The sequence below is a fragment of the Pseudoalteromonas sp. BZA4 genome (assembly GCF_040104395.1).
In the GTDB taxonomy this organism is placed as follows: domain Bacteria; phylum Pseudomonadota; class Gammaproteobacteria; order Enterobacterales; family Alteromonadaceae; genus Pseudoalteromonas.
In genome coordinates this window covers 1-17,881 of sequence record NZ_JBECOT010000071.1, presented here as the reverse complement: position 1 = coordinate 17,881, position 17,881 = coordinate 1, and the positions used below count along the sequence as shown (strand labels likewise).

General features: G+C 41.3%; 20 protein-coding genes. 11 read left to right on the top strand and 9 right to left on the bottom strand.

The window, feature by feature from the left end; all coding sequences use genetic code 11:
• Positions 1-10 precede the first annotated feature (10 nt).
• A complete protein-coding gene (locus ABMY41_RS19170; protein WP_349275930.1) occupies positions 11-325 on the bottom strand; it encodes a transposase in 315 nt (104 codons plus the stop codon).
• Positions 326-538: 213 nt separating this feature from the next.
• Here ABMY41_RS19170 and ABMY41_RS19165 point away from each other — a divergent pair, with 213 nt between their 5' ends.
• Positions 539-1,285 carry a hypothetical protein gene (locus tag ABMY41_RS19165; protein ID WP_252948960.1) on the top strand — a complete coding sequence of 249 codons (747 nt, stop codon included), beginning with the start codon at positions 539-541 and terminating at the stop codon, positions 1,283-1,285.
• Positions 1,286-1,666: 381 nt separating this feature from the next.
• Here ABMY41_RS19165 and ABMY41_RS19160 read toward each other — a convergent pair whose 3' ends face one another.
• The 3 genes from ABMY41_RS19160 to ABMY41_RS19150 are packed head-to-tail and all read right to left on the bottom strand — an operon-like array spanning position 1,667 to position 3,461.
• On the bottom strand, positions 1,667-2,266 hold the full coding sequence (locus ABMY41_RS19160) for a hypothetical protein (RefSeq protein WP_349275928.1): 600 nt from the start codon (positions 2,264-2,266) through the stop codon (positions 1,667-1,669).
• A complete protein-coding gene (locus tag ABMY41_RS19155; protein ID WP_289098652.1) occupies positions 2,256-2,807 on the bottom strand; it encodes a sigma-70 family RNA polymerase sigma factor in 552 nt (183 codons plus the stop codon). Before ABMY41_RS19155 ends, ABMY41_RS19160 begins: the two co-directional genes overlap by 11 nt.
• A 6-nt stretch (positions 2,808-2,813) precedes the next feature.
• Complete coding sequence (locus tag ABMY41_RS19150; protein WP_349275926.1) at positions 2,814-3,461, bottom strand: energy transducer TonB; 648 nt, start codon at positions 3,459-3,461, stop codon at positions 2,814-2,816.
• A 106-nt stretch (positions 3,462-3,567) separates the two neighbouring features.
• Here ABMY41_RS19150 and ABMY41_RS19145 point away from each other — a divergent pair, with 106 nt between their 5' ends.
• Entirely contained in the window at positions 3,568-4,074 is a 507-nt protein-coding gene (locus ABMY41_RS19145) for a DUF3087 domain-containing protein (RefSeq protein WP_175081050.1), read from the top strand.
• A gap of 9 nt (positions 4,075-4,083) precedes the next feature.
• On the top strand, positions 4,084-4,533 hold the full coding sequence (locus tag ABMY41_RS19140) for a low molecular weight protein-tyrosine-phosphatase (protein WP_349275924.1): 450 nt from the start codon (positions 4,084-4,086) through the stop codon (positions 4,531-4,533).
• A 192-nt stretch (positions 4,534-4,725) separates the two neighbouring features.
• On the opposite strand, the gene ABMY41_RS19135 is transcribed toward ABMY41_RS19140, so the two are convergent.
• The 4 genes from ABMY41_RS19135 to ABMY41_RS19120 all read right to left on the bottom strand — a co-directional run bounded on the left by ABMY41_RS19135 (position 4,726) and on the right by ABMY41_RS19120 (position 8,334).
• Positions 4,726-5,796: an energy transducer TonB gene (locus ABMY41_RS19135; RefSeq protein ID WP_287244739.1), complete on the bottom strand. Its 1,071-nt coding sequence runs from the start codon at positions 5,794-5,796 to the stop codon at positions 4,726-4,728.
• A gap of 189 nt (positions 5,797-5,985) precedes the next feature.
• Positions 5,986-6,918: a nuclear transport factor 2 family protein gene (locus ABMY41_RS19130; protein ID WP_287244742.1), complete on the bottom strand. Its 933-nt coding sequence runs from the start codon at positions 6,916-6,918 to the stop codon at positions 5,986-5,988.
• Positions 6,915-7,877, bottom strand: a complete 963-nt coding sequence (locus ABMY41_RS19125) for a TIGR03571 family LLM class oxidoreductase (protein ID WP_349275921.1) — start codon at positions 7,875-7,877, stop codon at positions 6,915-6,917. The genes ABMY41_RS19130 and ABMY41_RS19125 overlap by 4 nt, the downstream gene beginning before the upstream one ends.
• A 1-nt stretch (position 7,878) precedes the next feature.
• On the bottom strand, positions 7,879-8,334 hold the full coding sequence (locus ABMY41_RS19120) for a nuclear transport factor 2 family protein (RefSeq protein WP_287244746.1): 456 nt from the start codon (positions 8,332-8,334) through the stop codon (positions 7,879-7,881).
• 97 nt (positions 8,335-8,431) lie between these two features.
• On the opposite strand from ABMY41_RS19120, the gene ABMY41_RS19115 reads away from it, so the two are divergent.
• The 7 genes from ABMY41_RS19115 to csrA all read left to right on the top strand — a co-directional run bounded on the left by ABMY41_RS19115 (position 8,432) and on the right by csrA (position 15,834).
• A complete protein-coding gene (locus ABMY41_RS19115; RefSeq protein ID WP_055022021.1) occupies positions 8,432-9,361 on the top strand; it encodes a LysR family transcriptional regulator in 930 nt (309 codons plus the stop codon).
• A gap of 394 nt (positions 9,362-9,755) precedes the next feature.
• A complete protein-coding gene (gene ribA, locus ABMY41_RS19110; RefSeq protein WP_054551277.1) occupies positions 9,756-10,382 on the top strand; it encodes a GTP cyclohydrolase II in 627 nt (208 codons plus the stop codon).
• A 78-nt stretch (positions 10,383-10,460) separates the two neighbouring features.
• Positions 10,461-11,255 (top strand): BPSS1780 family membrane protein, encoded by a 795-nt coding sequence (locus ABMY41_RS19105; protein ID WP_054560784.1) that lies wholly within the window; start codon positions 10,461-10,463, stop codon positions 11,253-11,255.
• A complete protein-coding gene (locus tag ABMY41_RS19100; RefSeq protein ID WP_287244750.1) occupies positions 11,255-11,707 on the top strand; it encodes a regulatory protein RecX in 453 nt (150 codons plus the stop codon). Before ABMY41_RS19105 ends, ABMY41_RS19100 begins: the two co-directional genes overlap by 1 nt.
• Positions 11,708-11,724: 17 nt before the next feature.
• Positions 11,725-14,325: an alanine--tRNA ligase gene (gene alaS / locus ABMY41_RS19095; protein ID WP_058585668.1), complete on the top strand. Its 2,601-nt coding sequence runs from the start codon at positions 11,725-11,727 to the stop codon at positions 14,323-14,325.
• Positions 14,326-14,331: 6 nt separating this feature from the next.
• On the top strand, positions 14,332-15,549 hold the full coding sequence (locus tag ABMY41_RS19090) for an aspartate kinase (RefSeq protein ID WP_058585667.1): 1,218 nt from the start codon (positions 14,332-14,334) through the stop codon (positions 15,547-15,549).
• 93 nt (positions 15,550-15,642) lie between these two features.
• Entirely contained in the window at positions 15,643-15,834 is a 192-nt protein-coding gene (gene csrA, locus ABMY41_RS19085; RefSeq protein WP_036970495.1) for a carbon storage regulator CsrA, read from the top strand.
• A 27-nt stretch (positions 15,835-15,861) separates the two neighbouring features.
• Here the strand turns inward: csrA and ABMY41_RS19080 are convergent, their stop codons facing one another.
• Positions 15,862-16,329 carry a YcxB family protein gene (locus tag ABMY41_RS19080; protein WP_349275917.1) on the bottom strand — a complete coding sequence of 156 codons (468 nt, stop codon included), beginning with the start codon at positions 16,327-16,329 and terminating at the stop codon, positions 15,862-15,864.
• A 124-nt stretch (positions 16,330-16,453) separates the two neighbouring features.
• On the opposite strand from ABMY41_RS19080, the gene ABMY41_RS19075 reads away from it, so the two are divergent.
• Entirely contained in the window at positions 16,454-17,377 is a 924-nt protein-coding gene (locus ABMY41_RS19075; RefSeq protein WP_349275915.1) for a hypothetical protein, read from the top strand.
• Positions 17,378-17,881 lie beyond the last annotated feature (504 nt).

The following is a 17,881-nucleotide window of genomic DNA, read 5'->3' as shown; positions in this document are numbered from 1 at the left end:
TATTCGAACCTTATTCTTTTAGGCTGTCGAAGTAGACCTTCGCCTTTTTTAAAACGTCATTCTCCAACTGAGCATCTTCGAGTTGCTTCTCAAGTTTGCGAATTTGGCGCTCTAAATCTGTGTATGATTTGTCTGGGCCTTGGTTCTTTAATGGCTTTGCTGTTTTCTTCTTCGAGGTCATGTGACTTCTCCAACTTGATAGCATGTCAGGATGAATTCCGTATTTATTAGCGACCATCTTAACTGTATCTGTGGTGCCTAACGACTCTTGAACGACTTTTATTTTAAATTCGAGTGAATGTTTACGATATGGTTTTACTTTCATGATTACTGACTCCAAAAAGGTGTCTACTTTTATGGAGTCAGATCAGTCAGCCGTCAGCCGTTAGCCGTCAGTCTGGAATCTCGGGGAAACCATCGCGCGAAATAAATTTCACGCCTACGGTACTGCTTTACTCTTTCCCCTTGTAGCTCGCTAACTTGTTTTAAATCTGCTAGCTTAGCAAGTTCTTATTCTTAAAAGGATTTAACCAGTCGTATGAAGTCAGGAAAGTTTTTTAAATGGGTGTGGAATGTTAACGGTCTAATTTTACTTATAGGTTTAATCATTGGAGCAGCAGCAATAGGGTATAACTTTGTTGCTTACTTACTAAAGTCCGATAACCATGTTCAGCAACAAACACTAAACTTAGCTGAAGATGAAAAGCAGCAAGAAAAGTGGAAACTGGGTTACCCCCGTAAGGTCGAGGGGAGTGATTTTTACTTTATCCCGTTGGAATCAGAAAAACTGGATATCGAGGTGAAAGCTGACGTAACAGTTTACAATAATTTTAGCGGTGGTTATAAGTACAGACCTACGCGCTCAAAGAACATCTTGTTTCTTAATGACAAAACCAATCACGCCAAGTGGCTATTTAAAACAACGGATCAGTTGATCATAGAGTTTGGTGCTTTAAGCCATTACAAAGAGTTTGACACTCGTCCTTACAAGGAGCAAAAAGTCTATGCTCCTAAGGCAGTTTCGTATGAAGTTATCAAAAACGATACCAACAACGACAAACTGCTCGATGGCAAAGATAAGCGCACCTTCGCGCTAAGCAAGATTGATGGCTCAAACTACAGCGAAGTTATTTCAGGTTACAACCGCATTGTAGAGTCTAACCTCAACGCTGAGGGCAATTTATTCGTTGTATTTATCAACAACGATGAAGTTTACTCTATGCTGATAGACCTAGATACATTTGAAGTGATTAGTAAAAGCATGCTACCGAAGGTAGGGGAGTGAAATTAATATTAGATAGCAGATGTCAGAAGAATGATCTGACATCTGACTACGCGGGGTAAACCCGCTGCTACTTAAAAGCTTGTAACTTTACTCTTGTAGCCCGCTAACTTGTTTTAAATCTGAGAGCTGACGGCTGAAAGCTGATGGCTCGTTGAACCATCGCACGAAATAAATTTCACACCCACGGTACTCCTTTACTCTTTCCCCTTGTAACTCGCTAACTTTTTTAAATCTGACAGCTCTGAGTGTGTTGGGTTTCGCTACGCTCTAGCCAACCTACGAACTCCTTTACTCTTTCCCCTTGTAGCTCGCTAACTTTTTTAAAGCTGACAGCTCTGAGTGTGTTGGGTTTCGCTACGCTCTACCCAACCTACGAGCTCGCTAACTCGTACACTTTTCCGTTTCATGGGTCAGTTGTTTGAGTGCGATGATTTGGCCTTGTTTGTTTTGGTCTAGGGCGAGTAGGTCTCCTTGGTGAATATGAGTATCTAGGGTGCCGTGTTTTTGTAGTTCTTCAAGGAGTGATTGTTTAATTTGTACTAAGACATTTTGCTCGCAGTCGGCGATATACCAGTCATTGTCAACACTGACTAGACGGCCTGTGAAGCTGGTGCGGGCTTGGTGATTGGCTAATGCTTGTTGGTAGTTAGCATCTAGGTTTTGTTTTTGTTGTTTAAGATTACTCACATAGCTGCCTTTGGCGTCGAGTTCGTGTACTTCAAGCCATTGATAGTCCGATAAATCCACGGCATAAACATGGGTTAACTCGCGGTTGTTGTATTGCAGCATGACAAAACCAAGAATCGCTAAAGCAGCAAATACTCCGGTCATTTGCAGGCCTAAAAAGCGCTGTGGTCTTGGCGTTGCCGACTGTGGCTTTTGCATGTGTGAAAGCTCGTCGCTGCTTAAGCTGTGCTCTGCCTTACGTTTTTGAAAATGTGCTTTTAAATCAGCATCGAGTTGCTCGTCGTTACGCTTCATAATGGCCTCCTAGTTGTTGTTTCAGGTTTTGACGGGCATATCGCAGCCGAGTTTTAATGGTCTCTGGGTTACTTTGTGTGATTGCAACAATGTCTTCGAGACTAAAGCCTTCTTGTTGTAAGGTCAGCGCTTCACGTTGTACAAAACTAAGTGCCATAAGTGCTTTATCAAAGGCTTCGTAGTCGTAGTGATAACTTTCATCCTGAGGTTCAGTAAATAGTTGGTTGTCTTCTAATTCAACGAACTTTTGCTGCTTACGAAATTCATCAATTAATAAATTACGTGCTAACCGAAAAAGCCACGCTTTTGGGTTGTTTTGATCATTGTAAAAGTCGCGTTTATCAATAACTTTTAACCAGGTTTGCTGGCATATATCAAGGGCAAGATCTTTATCACTCTGTGTAACTAGATAGTGATAAAGAACGTTCCCATATTGAGCAACGAGTTGGTTAAGGTAACGGTTGTCGCCCGTTTTGGCATACTGCGCCAAACAATCTGTGCTTGGCTTGTCAAATAACCATGTCTTGATGCTCATTAGCATAGGCAGTTATCCATCTATTTTAAAATCAAGTTGAACGCTTTGGTTTGTTTGTAATTGTGCCACACCTTCAACTACTTTAGGGCGATATTTCCAACGTTTAATGGCGCGAATTGCTTCACGGTCAAATACCCGTTTAGGCTCGGCATCAATAATAACAGGGTCAATCACTTCGCCAGTCGGTGAAATGCTAAAGCTAATTTGTACCCAACCTTCAATGCCATCACGAGCTGCTACCGGAGGGTACTTAGGGTTTATACGCACAATTGGTGTTGCATCTCCTGTTGGTTGGTTAATGCTTTTGCTAAGCGTGTCGCCAATGTTATCGAATGTCATTGTTGGTGTTAAATCCGCTACTACAACTGTATCGGTCGTATCAATCGTTGGTCGCGGTGGTACTTTTGGTGGCATTTTAGCAACTGGCGGTGGCGGCAGTGTTTGCTTTACTTGTACTTTTGAGTCTTCCGGTACTTCATAAATTTCAACCGTGATATCTGGGCCTGTTTTAACATCGGCTCTTTGCTCAGCAGAAATTAAGTACTGCATAAATGCAAATGCTGCAAAGGTCATGACACCGCCGCCAATAATTGCTGCGGTTGTCTTCAAAGCAGCATTGCTGTTATTCAAGTTTGCTGAGTTTAGTGGTAAAGTATGCATAGCCGTTCCTCTTTGGATAATTGCTTTCATAGCTAAAACGGCTGGCAAATAAAAAAGGGGTGAAACTTTTTTCACTTTTTATTTTTCACAAGTTTTTTAGGTTGTTATGAAACTTATTCAAATAGATAAAGCCCGTTACCGTAAACATTTAAACCAAGTAATTATTGCTTGTGTAATTGCTTTAGCCGTTGGCAGTTTAGCCATTTCACAGACATTAATTGTGTTATTTCCTGACCCAAGCGGTAGCCATTTTCATTGGAACCTATTAGGTGTTGTTGTGTGTAGTTTGCTGGTGGGCTTTGTGCTTAATAAATACCGCAATCATGATTACATGACTGAAATTGTCTATGTGTGGGAGCTTAAAAAAGCGCTGAATAAAATCACCCGTAAAATGCCAAAGTTAAAAGCAGCAGGGCGCGAGGGCAATGCAGATGCTTTATTAGCAATTCATTACAGCTATGCGGGTTCACGTTTGTTATGGCAACTTGATGACAACACTATTACCATGGATGAGTTGGCAATTAAGCAGGCAGAGCTTGATAGTGTTGCAGATAAATACAATCTCTCGCTTGATGCAGAACGTTATGATGAGTCAATCTTAAAGCAATTTTAAGGACGAATAATGAAAAAGGTTTTGATTGTTTGCTTAGGCAATATTTGCCGTTCACCTACTGCTGAAGCGGTACTTCGTAGTCGTGCCAAGGCGCTGGGTGTCAATGTTAAAGTTGATTCTGCTGGCACCATTGGTTACCACCAAGGTAATCCACCAGACTCACGCTCAAAAGCTGCAGCTGAAAAACGCGGTTATAGTTTTAAAGGCATCTATTCGCGACCAGTGACTCAAGCTGATTTTCATGAGTTTGACTTAATTCTCGCAGCCGACAAGCAAAATCTTGCTGATTCACAAGCCCAGTGCCCAGAGCACTTACAATATAAGATGTCGCTGTTTTTAAGTCATGGTGATGCAGGAGAGAGTGAGATCCCCGACCCCTATTATGGTGGTGATCAAGGCTTCGAAAAAGTACTCGATTTAATAGAGGACGCAGCCGATAACCTGCTTAAAAAGTTTTAATACCAATCCGCAAAAATACTTAATCATTTTGAGGGATTAAACCTGTCGCTATCTGCGTTAAAAATTTCTGATTTAGAACAACTAAATAACGAAATTTTTGCCTTGCTATCAACGAGGTTTTCTTGCCTCAAAATAGCTCACTTAATTAAGCGAATTGGTATAAAAAGGGTCGCATTGCGACCCTGTTATTTATTAGTTGATTTTAAAATCTAATTGCACCCGAGAAGTCGCTGCTATAGCTTGACCATTTTCAAACTTAGGGGCATAACGCCACTGTTTTACTGCTTTAACAGCTTCTCTTTCAAATGCTGAGCCACCCTCAGAGCCAACCACAGTTATGTTGTCTACAAAGCCTGACGGGGTTACTTCAAACTCCATTACGACACTGCCATCTTCCATACGTTGAACTTTTGATTTTGGATATTTAGGATGTACGCGGTATAACGGCTCTTGTTCTTGGCTTTCTTTCCAAGGCACCATTTTCGCAATCGCTAAGCAGTGTTTGGTTGCTTCGTCGCTTTTACCTGTTTTTTCGTATAAGTGAACTAGCTTTGAATGGGCGTTTAATTCGGTTTGATGATCAAAGTCTAGCTCTTGATCAAATACACTTACTACGTGATTCAATCGCTCAATAGCGGTGCTGTATTTACGTTGGTTTTCTGCAAATGCGGCAACTAAAAAGTCAGCGCTAATACGATCGACAGCGTTATTTGGTAAGTTTTCTTGGTAGTACTTATCGGCTTCTTCAAGATATTCCTTTGCTGTGTAATAGCGTTCGCCAGTGCCCTTATAAGCAAGGATACGAGCAGCGGTCATTTTTGCATCAGCAACAAGCTTGTCTGAGTTTTGTTTTTCAGCAATAGCAATGACATCATCAAGATACGTATCAGCGCGCTTAGCTGAGGGAGTTGATTCTGCCATGCCGATTAATGAATCATATACTTGCACACTTAGCTTGCCGTGGTTTTTTTCGAGTATTTCGTAGGCTGTGCGATATAACTCAAAGCGTTGTTCTTGTTCGCTTTTATCTAGACTGTTTGCATAGTTAATAGCAAGATTGGCGGTGTTGTCGGCGCTTTCACCATAAATTTCTTTGCCAAGCTCAAACGCTTTTTTAGCAAGCTCACTACTGTCTTGCTTATTTTCTACAGCAGCGACATAAGCGCGGTAGGTGTCGTTAAATTCTTGGGTGGTCGTTTCATTGGCAATGCCTTGCTGACTAAATAGTAATGCAACACATAAGGCAAGTGAGCTCTTTTTCATAATATTCCTTATTATTTTGCCCAGAGAAGAGGGGATTAATACTTGTTGATGATAATTATTATCATCATTAGGTGCAAGGTATCTAGTAATTTTTAATGTATCACTGTTTTTAATTTAAGCAAAAACGGTGATTAAGCTTAACCGGTCGCAGGTACTTATGAAAAAGCGCTCACATTGAGCGCTTTATTTTTAGATTATAAACTCAGGCAAATTCTGTTCATCAAACCAACCCGGTATGTAATGCGATTCGTAAAGTCGCCAACAATTATCTGACTCTAATCTTGCTGCTAACTGATAGTGAGCTGCATAGATTTTTTGATTGCTATCATTCACGGGGTTTTCGGGAATGATTCGGGCAATGATAAATCGAGCTGTTTTTTTATCTTGGCTAATCTCCATTTTGACCAACTCTGCAAAGTGCTGCCAAAATGGCGCAAGCAGTCTAAAGTTTTTTAAACTCCCTATAACACTTTCTCTACCAGATAAATCACCTAAAGGAGGAAAGCTGCCTTGTATATTTTGGCTGTAGCAATCAATAAGTAAATTAATATCACAGTTATCAACAGCAAATGCATACTTGTTATAAAGATCAATGAGGGCTTGCTTTGGCTCTGCAGCTTTAAACTTGCGAATTAATGCCCATGGAGAGTGTAATTCACTTACTATTGTTGGTGCACCATCAACTAGCTGCCACCCCTGAACTCCAGGAAGCATGTTCCAGTTAGGAAGCAAGGATTGTTGTCCTTTATTCCAGTTAACCTGAAATTTAATGTGGTTAATAAGCCATTGCTGGTTTTCATAAACGAAATGAAAAATAAACGTACAACCACATAAAAAGCGTTTTTGCCCATGATTTACATCTACATAAGCGTAGCTGCTTGCTGCGGCAAAATCTTTTTGGTGTGCAGTAAACGTATTTGTAAATTCAGCACTCGTTGCATAGTTTTTGAAATCTTCACTTAAGGTTGTTGATACATGCTTTTGCCCATTTATAGAGCCATGGTGATGGCTTTTGAAAACGATATCAGAGCTAAACAGCTTTGCTAACGAGTGCTTATCCGAGCGTAACCAGCTATCTTTAAACTGAGATATTAAGTTTCCGAGCTGTTCTTGAGTACTCATACAGCAGGCTCTCTTTGTTCTTCTTCAAGAGCAGGAATAACAAAGTTACCCAATTCATCAATTACATCTTGGGCAGCCCTTCGAGAAGGTTTTAAGTTTAGCGCAATGTGTTTTACGCCAAGCTCTCTGTGTTTTAACAGTCGCTCAATAAGGGCATTTCGACCAATTCGTACAACGTTATAAAAACGCTGGTACGGGGCGTCAGGGTTTTTATCTAAATCAAAAAATGTCGCATAGCCGTAATGTGGGCTTGTGTTGCTATTGCTTGCAATTGATAGGTTGTTAATGATTTCACTGATGGCTTGTTCATTATCAACAGCCCAAATCCAAGCATTAACATTATTAGCCAACCACTCAAATGATTGCCTAGAACGACCAACGGCCATAACGGGTATCTGCTGATTTACTGGTTTTGGATAAAGGTCAAGTGAACCATCAAGCTCACCGTAATATTGGCTAAGGTGTTTAGGAAAACTTTGTTGGTGTAATGTTTTGATAATTTCAACTGACTCTCTGTAGCGCTCAGCACGCGCGTTAAAATCGACACCAAAAGCCGGGTATTCAACTGGCCTGTCTCCGGTTGAAACTCCTAACACAAAACGACCATTACTTAGATGATCAACTGAGGCTGCTTGTTTGGCAACCATGATAGGATCGCGTAATGGTAAAACTGCCCCTGCGGTGCCTAAAGTAATTGTATTTGTATGTGCAGCAATGAAACCTGCGTAAGTGAATGGATCAAGCATCTGCGCAGCATCACCAAAATTAGGATCATAAAAAGGCACATCCCTAAACCAAATACTGGCAATACCTGCTTGCTCAGCCTGCTTAGCCGTTGCTATATCAGCATTGAGGGTAGGGAAAGGGCTGCTAGGGTAAGCTTCAAGGGGAGTGAGCAATCCCAGCGTTAATTTGTTGTCGGCAAATACATTTGTAAAGCTAGTTGGTAGATTATTCATGTTACTGATCTCCCGAATTCGCTGGCCACACAACATCAAGTTTAGAGTGGCTAATGCGCCATTGACCGTCGACTTTTTCATAGCGGTCTAAGTATCGGCCTACTAATAAAAGCGGAGATTCGCTTTGCTCTCTACTTGTAACAAAGTCAATTAGATAGCACTCACCCTGTGCTGTCGTTTTATCTGTTAGTACTATTTGATGGTTCATTACGGCATGAACAAAAGGGAAGTGCTTTCTATTGTGAGTATCGAATTCATCATAAGCATTTTTTAATCCTTGCTTTATCTGTTCAATTCCATTCATTTCTCCCACTGTTACTTCGACTCGTGCGTCGCTAGTAAATACTTCTTCCATTTTATGAATTTGACCAGAGTCTAAAAGCTGACTGTAGTTTAATCGAAGAGTCCGGATCTCTTCTTTTTCGAGTAAATCGAGAAGTTTGCGTTCGCTCATCATGTTTCTCTATTGCTGAATAAGTGAACACTATTTTATTATCTTCTTTTTAAATGATAACCTAGCTAATATTCCATTTATTCTGTCCTGAGATTCCATAATGAAACCAGAAGATAGCCCTTTCTTTGGTATTCGAGAGTTTGTTGAAACACTACGCATGGGTACATTCACAGCAGCTGGTAATCGGTTAGGTTTAACAGGCTCCGCTGTTGGTAAAACTGTTACTAGGCTTGAAAGTAAGTTAGGTACAAAGCTACTGCATCGAACAACGCGTAAAATTATGGCCACCCCAGAAGGGCAGCATTATTTTGAAGGCTGGGTAAAAATACTGGCTGAAATAGATAGCCTAGAGCAAGCAGTCACTGCCGGTAGCCACAATGTTTCGGGGCAAGTAAAGCTTCACTTACCTGCGGCATTCGGCCGTAAGTATGTAATGCCAATACTTTCTAAATTAGCAAATAAGTATCCTAAACTAGAGCTTGCGGTTCACTTTAGTGAAAGTCGTATCAATTTAATAAATGAAAATGTTGATTTGGTGGTACGTATCGGCACATTAGAAGATGATGCCGATCTGGTAGCAAAATTGTTGGGTTATCAAAAACTAACAGTGTGTGGTAGTCAAGATTATTTTGACCAACATGGTGTGCCAGACACTCCTGCGGATTTGCTCACTCATGATTGTATTATTGGCAGTAAGCGCTCTTCGCAGCCAACATGGTTGTTCAAAGATAGTAAAAAGCAGTCATTTAACCAGCTAATCAATGCCAGATATATGCTCAGTGATGGAGATGCAATGCTTGATGCTGCACTTAATGGTTTAGGTGTTGCACAATTACCTACTTGGCTTATTCAAGAGCAGCTAGATAGTAATAGACTAACTAGTGTTTTAGATACCTTTTCAGGTGCGGTTATGCCAATCAATGTTGTTTGGCCACGCTCAAGATATTTAAAGCTTAGTCAAAGGGTTATAATTGATGAATTAGCAGAGCAGTTTAAGCTTCAAGCATCACTATTTGGTTATTCTTCATAATTGTTTATCTAGCGCTTTTAGTACGTTATTAATCAGCGCTGAGACCCATCATTACACTGTTATTTTTATTATTTTGATAGGTGGTTGATAAAGGCTTAGCGGTTTATTGAGATTAAACTAATCTATTTTTTCGAATATCTGCAAAGGTTTATTTATTAATTTATTTTATTTCAAAGGCCTAACTCTAAAAAGTAGGGCTTTTAAGGTGTTTTTTTAGCGCCACTAAAGCGAGGCGCAAAGCTCGTATCTTGGGGTGGTTTGAGTGTATAATACTTGAATTGCTGGTAACTGCCTCAATATTAGTTATCACTCGTCGTATGTTGCATCCTTACAACCTTCAAGCTGTTGTAATCACATTTGCAGTATCGCATTTATTTTTTAATTTGGATTTGTCGTGGCGCAAGTAAGAGCAAGAGTCCAGCTGAATGTTGGCAAAAACAGTGATATCCCTGCAGAAATCGTATCTTTCAGTGGCTTAAATGATGGCCAAGAACATGTTGCTTTAGTGTTTAATCAAGCTGACACAGAGCAAGATGTCCCTTTAATTCGTATGCATTCAGAGTGTTTAACGGGCGATGTATTCCATTCATCACGTTGTGATTGTGGTGAGCAATTAAATGAGTGTATCGAGATGATGCACCAACAAGGCGGTATTTTACTGTATTTACGCCAAGAGGGGCGTGGCATTGGTTTATACAATAAAATTGATGCTTACGTATTACAGTCGCAAGGCATGAATACGTACGAAGCGAATAACCACTTGGGTTTTGCTGATGATTTACGTGATTTTTCAGACGCGGTATTAATGCTTGAAGCACTCAATCAAAAGCACGTTAAGCTAATGACTAACAACCCTAATAAGCTTAAAGCACTGCGTGATGCAGGTATTGAAGTTGATTCAGTGGTTGGCACTCATGCGCACATTAAAGCGGGTGTGGTAGGTAACCGAGCTTACCTCGAAACGAAAATCAAACATGGCTCGCACATGCTTGATATTAAAAAAATTAAAAAGCCTGAGTAAATTTCACTACAGGTGACTATAAACAAGTAGCGCACCCAGTTATACTCGGTGCGTTTTGTCGTTATTGAATGAGAAACTATGTCGATCGAAGTACGTATTTTTAAAGCTGATGCAGGCGTTAAATGGTTTAAAGCTGGATGGGAAATCTTTAAGCTGCAACCTTTGACTTTTATTTTAATGCATCTGCTAATCGTGATAATTAGCTTTTTGGCATTGCTGCTACCTTTACTGCAAGTTGTTGGTGCGTTCGTGACGCCATTTTTGATGGCGGGTTTTTATCAAGCTGTGTTAACTAAGCAGCAAGGCGGGACCGTCAGTCAGGCTGATATTTTTAAGCCGTTTAGTAATAAGGGAAACCGTATAGGTTTAGTGCGCGTTGCCGTGTATCAGATGGCGGCAGGTATTTTATTGGCCTTACTGTCTAATTTCATTTTTGCAGATGCCTACGCAGTTATTTCGAGTCAGACTTTCGATCCGCAAAACCAATCACATATTGCAGATTTATTGGCAACCATTTCAATGGGGCAAGTTGCGGTATTCTTAGTGGCGATCTGTGTGTATTTAACCGCTTTTGCCTATGCAGTGCCTTTGGTTTATTTTCAAAAGCAAAGCAATATGTTTCAGGTTTTAAAAACCTCATTCATGGTGTTTTACCATAATATGGCGCCATTAAGTGTTTATGGCCTAATTTGCGCTGTTTTAATGGTGATCTGTATTCCTTTATCGTTTATTCCTCTATTGGTTTTAATGCCAATTTGTTACATTAGCTTCTTCGTGTCTTTTCAGGCTATTTTTATGCCGGTTGTGCCAAAAGGTGATGACCAAACAAAAGCACCTGAAGCGCCGTCACAATCAGGACGCTTTGACGCGTAATGGATGATAAAGAACAAAAGTTAAAAAATTACGTACTTTGGTTATTGTCTCGACAAGATTATTCGCGTCGGGATTTAACGCGAAAGTTACAGCAAAAAGAGGCGACGCCCGAGTTCACAGAGCGCTTGTTAGATTGGTGTGAATCACACAACTTTATTAACGAACAGCGCTATTGCGAAGGGTTTGTACGCCGCCATTTAGCTAAGTATCATGGTGTAAAACGCATTCAGAGCGAAGCAATGGCAAAAGGGATAGACCGAGCACTATTAGATAACACGCTCGAGGAGTTCGAAGTCGATTGGTTCGAACTCGCAAAGGACGCATATTTAAAGAAGTTTTCAAATTCAGGTAAAGAACTCGACCAGAAAGAAAGAGCGAAACGTGTACGCTACTTGATGTATCGAGGCTTTAATTACGAACAAATTGATTTTGCAATGCAAGCACAGCAATAAACGGGTGAGATTTTCACATGCAGCATATGACTACCGCACAGATCAGGCAACAGTTCTTAGACTTTTTTGCCTCTAAACAACACCAAATTGTTCCTTCAAGCTCGCTGATCCCGGGTAACGATGCCACGTTATTATTCAATAACGCCGGTATGGTGCAATTTAAAGATGTATTTTTAGGTGCGGAAAGCCGCCCTTATTCACGTGCAACCAGCTCACAACGTTGTGTGCGTGCCGGTGGTAAACATAACGACCTTGAAAACGTAGGTTACACTGCTCGTCACCATACATTCTTCGAAATGTTAGGTAACTTCAGCTTTGGTGATTACTTCAAGCAAGACGCAATCAAGTTTGCTTGGGAGTTTTTAACTGATGTTGTAAAACTACCTCAAGAAAAGCTACTTGTTACCATTTATCACGATGATGAAGAAGCCTTCAACATTTGGCACAAAGAAGTGGGTCTAAGTGAAGACCGTATTATTCGCATTGCAACCAGCGATAACTTCTGGTCAATGGGTGATACAGGTCCTTGTGGTCCATGTTCTGAAATCTTTTACGATCACGGTGAAGAAATTTGGGGTGGTCCTCCAGGTTCACCTGAAGAAGACGGTGACCGTTTCATCGAGATCTGGAACCTAGTATTTATGCAGTATAACCGCCATGCCGACGGTACAATGGAGCCGCTTCCTAAGCAGTCTGTTGATACAGGTATGGGTCTTGAGCGTATTTCTGCAATTTTACAAGGCGTGCACTCAAACTACGAAATCGATTTATTCCAAGCGCTTATTGCTGCTGCGGCTAAAGTAACAAACGCACAAGATTTAGATGATAAATCGTTACGCGTTGTGGCTGACCACATTCGTTCGTGTGCGTTCTTAGTATCTGACGGCGTTATGCCATCAAACGAAGGCCGTGGTTATGTACTACGTCGTATTATTCGTCGTGCCGTTCGTCATGGTAACAAGCTAGGCGCTAAAGGTGCATTCTTCTACAAGCTAGTTGCTGCACTAATTGAGCAAATGGGTCAAGCGTACCCAGAGCTTGCTAAGCAACAAGAAATTATTGAAAAAGTACTGCGTATCGAAGAAGAGCAGTTTGGTAAAACACTTGAGCGTGGTCTGGCTATTTTAGAAGAAAGCCTAACTGACATCGAAGGTGATGTGATCCCAGGTGACTTAGTATTCAAACTTTACGATACTTACGGTTTCCCAGCAGACTTAACAGCTGACGTTGCGCGTGAGCGTTTTATGACGATTGATGAGCACGGCTTCCAAGAGTGTATGGCTGTTCAGCGTAAGCAAGCACAGCAAGCTGGTAAGTTTGGTGCTGATTACAACCAACAACTTAAGTCTGAAAAACACACAGACTTTAAAGGTTACGATGCAGAACATTACACAGGTACTGTGGTTGAACTTTTCTCTGAAGGTCAATCGGTTTCTGTACTTGAAGATGGTCAGGAAGGTATCGCAATCTTAGACCGTACACCGTTTTACGCTGAATCAGGTGGTCAGGTTGGTGACACGGGTGTGTTAAAAGTTGCTGGCGGTGAGTTTGTAGTGACTAACACCACGAAACTTGGTAATGCATTTGCACACCATGGTCGTGTACAAGGCCGTATTGGTACAAACGATAAAGCAGAGGCAACAATTGATGCAGCACGTCGCGATAGCATCAAGAAAAACCACACTGCAACACACATTTTACATGAAACGTTACGTCAAATTTTAGGTGAGCACGTAAATCAAAAAGGTTCACTTGTTGACCCTGAGCGTTTACGTTTTGACTTCTCTCATTTTGAAGCGGTAACAAAAGACGAGTTACGCCAAATCGAGCGCGCAGTAAACGATGAAATCCGTCGTAACTTTGCGCTTGAAACTGAGCTAATGGCTATCGAAGATGCTAAAGCAAAAGGTGCAATGGCATTATTCGGTGAAAAATACGACGACGAAGTTCGCGTAGTAACCATTGGTGACTACTCAATCGAGCTATGTGGTGGTACTCACGTTAAGCGTGCAGGTGATATTGGTTTATTTAAGATCGTATCAGAAAGCGGTATCGCAGCCGGTATCCGCCGTATTGAAGCGGTAACAGGTGCTGAAGCGGTTGCTTATGTAAGTGAGCAAGAGCAACAACTAAACGATGTTGCAGCACTAGTTAAAGGTGATAGCAGCACAGTACTTGAAAAAGTAACGGCGTTACTTGAGAAATCAAAAGGCCTTGAGAAGCAAATTGCACAGCTTAACGACAAGCTAGCAAGTGCGGCAGGTGCATCGTTACTTGACTCTGTTGTTGAAGTGAACGGTATTAAGCTACTGGTTGCTGATGTTGCAGGTACTGAGTCTAAAGCACTACGCGGCATGGTTGATGACCTGAAAACGAAGATTGGCTCAGGTGTTATTGCCCTTGGCGTAGCTAATGGCGATAAAGTAAGCTTAATTGCAGGTGTAACTAAAGACCTAACAGGTAAAGTGAAAGCTGGTGAGCTTGTAAATCACATGGCTGCACAAGTAGGCGGTAAGGGCGGTGGTCGTCCTGATATGGCACAAGCTGGTGGTACTCAGCCAGAGAACCTAGCTGCAGCCTTAGAAAGTGTAACTGGTTGGTTATCTGAGCGTTCTTAACTACTAGTGGCACTTATCGTCCAAAAATTCGGTGGCACCTCAGTTGGCTCAATAGAGCGAATTGAGGCCGTCGCCGACCTTGTTGTAAAAACCAAGCAACAAGGCCATCAAGTTGTGGTGGTACTCTCGGCTATGTCGGGAGAAACTAACCGTCTAATTAAACTCGCTAAACAAATCGATTCTCGCCCTAGTGCTCGTGAGCTTGATGTATTGCTAACCACCGGTGAGCAGGTGTCGGTCTCTCTGCTGGCAATGGCTATTATTAAACGTGGTCACTCAGCGGTAAGCTTACTTGCTGATCAGGTCAACATTCGCACCGATAACATGTTTGGTAAAGCGCGGATTGAAGAGATTGCTGCGACTCGTCTTAAGCATGAACTTGAGCATAACCGTATCGCTATTATAGCGGGCTTTCAGGGCCGTGATATTGAAGGCAATATCACTACGCTTGGTCGCGGTGGAACAGATACCTCTGCGGTTGAGATTGCAGGTGCTATCAATGCCGATGAATGTCAAATTTACACCGATGTTGATGGGGTATATACCACCGACCCGCGTATTGAACCAAATGCACGACGTATGAGCCATGTCACTTTCGAAGAAATGCTCGAAATGGCCAGTCTTGGGGCTAAGGTGCTGCATATTCGTAGTGTTGAAGCCGCAGGAAAATATAATATACCGCTCAGAGTGTTATCGAGTTTTAACCCGGATCAAGGGACCTTGATCAGTTTTGAGGAGCCGGATGTGCAAGCAAACATTGTGTCGGGTATCGCCTTTAATCGTGACGAAAGTCTGATTTACGTTAATGGTGTGCACCAAGGAACGGAAAACCTTGCAAAAATTTTGAAACTTTTTGCAGAATTCGGCATCGAAATAGATATGATTAATCAAGTTAATCATAACTTTGAAAAAATAGACTATGCTTTTACTGTGCACACAAATGATTTTGAGCAAGCGCTTGAAATTTTGACCAGTAACCAAGATGGAATCAGCGCAGAATCTATTAAAGGGATCAGCAATGTTGCCAAGGTGTCTGCAGTAGGTGTAGGGATGAAATCTCACTCTGGTGTGGCAAGTTTATTTTTTAATGCCCTTGCCGATGAAAACATCAAAGTGATGCTTGTATCGACATCAGAAATAAAGATATCAGTTTTAATTGACGAAAAGTATTTAGAACTGGCTGTACGTGCGCTACACAAAGTTTTTTTAACTGAAAATGAATAAGATCTAGAGTTTTTACTTACTTTTAAGTCTATATTTCATTAGAATGTTTTTGACGCGGAATCTTTTAATTTTTTGGAACATGGGAGCAAGAGAATGCTAATACTAACTCGTAGAGTAGGTGAAACCCTTATGATCGGTGACGAAGTAACAGTTACTGTTCTTGGTGTTAAAGGAAATCAAGTTCGCATTGGTGTAAATGCACCTAAAGATGTATCAGTACATCGTGAAGAAATCTACATGCGAATTCAAGCAGAGAAATCTAACCCAAATCCGGGCAACGTTTAATCAGCGACAGATATTTTTAAGAGCCACTCACTGAGTGGCTCTTTTATTTAGTTCGGCCGTCATTTCATCATTTAGCGCTTGTTTAGAAATATATTGCATACCGCGCTGAGCCTTTAAAATATAACCTCGCTCAGTTTCAATAATCGCACTAATTTGTTGCCAGCTTAATTGGTAGCTTTTATGCGGGTTTTCGGCTTTAACGCCTTCATCATCAAATACGACAGTCACTTCGCTACCCGATGCACGACTCATCATTTGTCTTGCGACCCACCATGGACGCTTATAATAAAACGATAAGCACTCAACCACGGCAAGCATAATCATAAAGCTGCCTAAATAATGATTATCTAATTGATAAAAAGCTAATAAGCCTAAGGTTATTAATAATACCAATAGCGGGTATTTAGGCTTAGCTTGTGATGAATAAGGTAAAGACTCATCAAAGCATTCGTAATAATACGGTTTATCTAATTTGTAAGTTGTACTTAATGTCATTCGTAGGCTCACTTAATTTGCTGGCGGCAGTTTAACATTGATAGAAAAAATCTTCTGTAGTTGGTTTTCATTTAGTTGTCATTGTGAGAGCTTAAGATATGTGTATTTTAAAGGTGTAAGTTGTATGTTTGTTAGTTCAATGTCATTAGCACTTGCAATGACCATAAATACTTTTTTAGTTATGGGCGATATGCCATACACCCCGATTGATGAAATCAATCTCGCAGAAGGCGGAAAAATCACCAAGGCAATCGCAGCAACACCTCATGGCTTTTTAATGCACTTAGGTGATATGAAATCAGGAGCGCTTGCTTGCACGAATAAGCTTTTGCAAACTAATAAAGCGTTATTGACGTCGTTGACCACACAGCCTTTTATTTATACCCCCGGTGATAATGAATGGACCGATTGCGACCGAGAAAAGCTATCGGTGCGCTTTGATGAGCTTGAACGGCTAAGCTTTGTTAAAGGCTTGATGTTTGACGATGATTATACAAAAAAAGCACAGCAACTTCAGGGTTATGCAACCCAAGCTGAAATGCTAGAAAATGCCCGCTGGCAGTTTGATGGTATTGAGTTTCGCACTTTGCATATACCGGGCACTTTTAATGGTCGCTCACAAATTTTAAAAAGTGACAAAAACGCAGCACTTGATGACGCCGACAAGCGTGATAAGTACAACTTAATTTGGCTAAAACAAGCACTTGTTCAGCAAGATGCTAAGGCCTATGTATTTGGTTTTCAGGCTGATATTTACCACCCGACCAGTAAACCCACTTGCAGTGAATCACAACGTTCTAATTGTGATGCATTTAAAATATACCGAGATGCCATCAGCGACTTCGCAAAGCACACCAATAAGCCTGTACTTGTAATGCATGGCGATACCGGCCCATATTGCCAGCAGCAATTAGCGAGTAACTTAACGCGGTTAAATGTACCAGGCGACTTTGCTGTAAGTGATGTCGCAAAGGTGAGCTTTATTGATGGCCGGTGGAATATAGCGAGTGTAACGACAAACAAGCCTCTTACAACGGGTTGTAAATGAAAGCTTAAAGTTAGTGAGTTTCTAGAGAAAGGAGCTATCAGCTTTCAGCCGTCAGCTATCAGATTAACCCAACAAGTTAGCGAGCTTCTAGGGGAAAGAGTAAAGTTAGCAAGCTTGAGGCTCGCGTAGGCGTGAAATTTATTTCGCGCGATTCCCTGAATTAATGCGGCTGTAAGTCGGGCTTTAGCCCGTCACGTATGAATGAAAACATGTGTCGCCATAAATGACGACCTACGTGACGTAGGGTAGAGCGGAGCGAAACCCAACAAGTTAACGGGTTTCTAGGGAGAAAGAGTAAAGTTGCGAGCTCCTTGACACAAGCAGCAGGCATCCTAGAGTTGCTAACTCGCTAACTTGCATACACAAAAAAGCGGCACTTGGCCAATGCCAGTCAGTTAAGCTGACTGGCATTTCTTTTTTTATGTGGGTACTTTGATGGCTTAGGCTTTATCGCTCTTGGGTATCGCCTATCTTCTCTTCTTGGTGGCAGTTTAAATAGTCTCA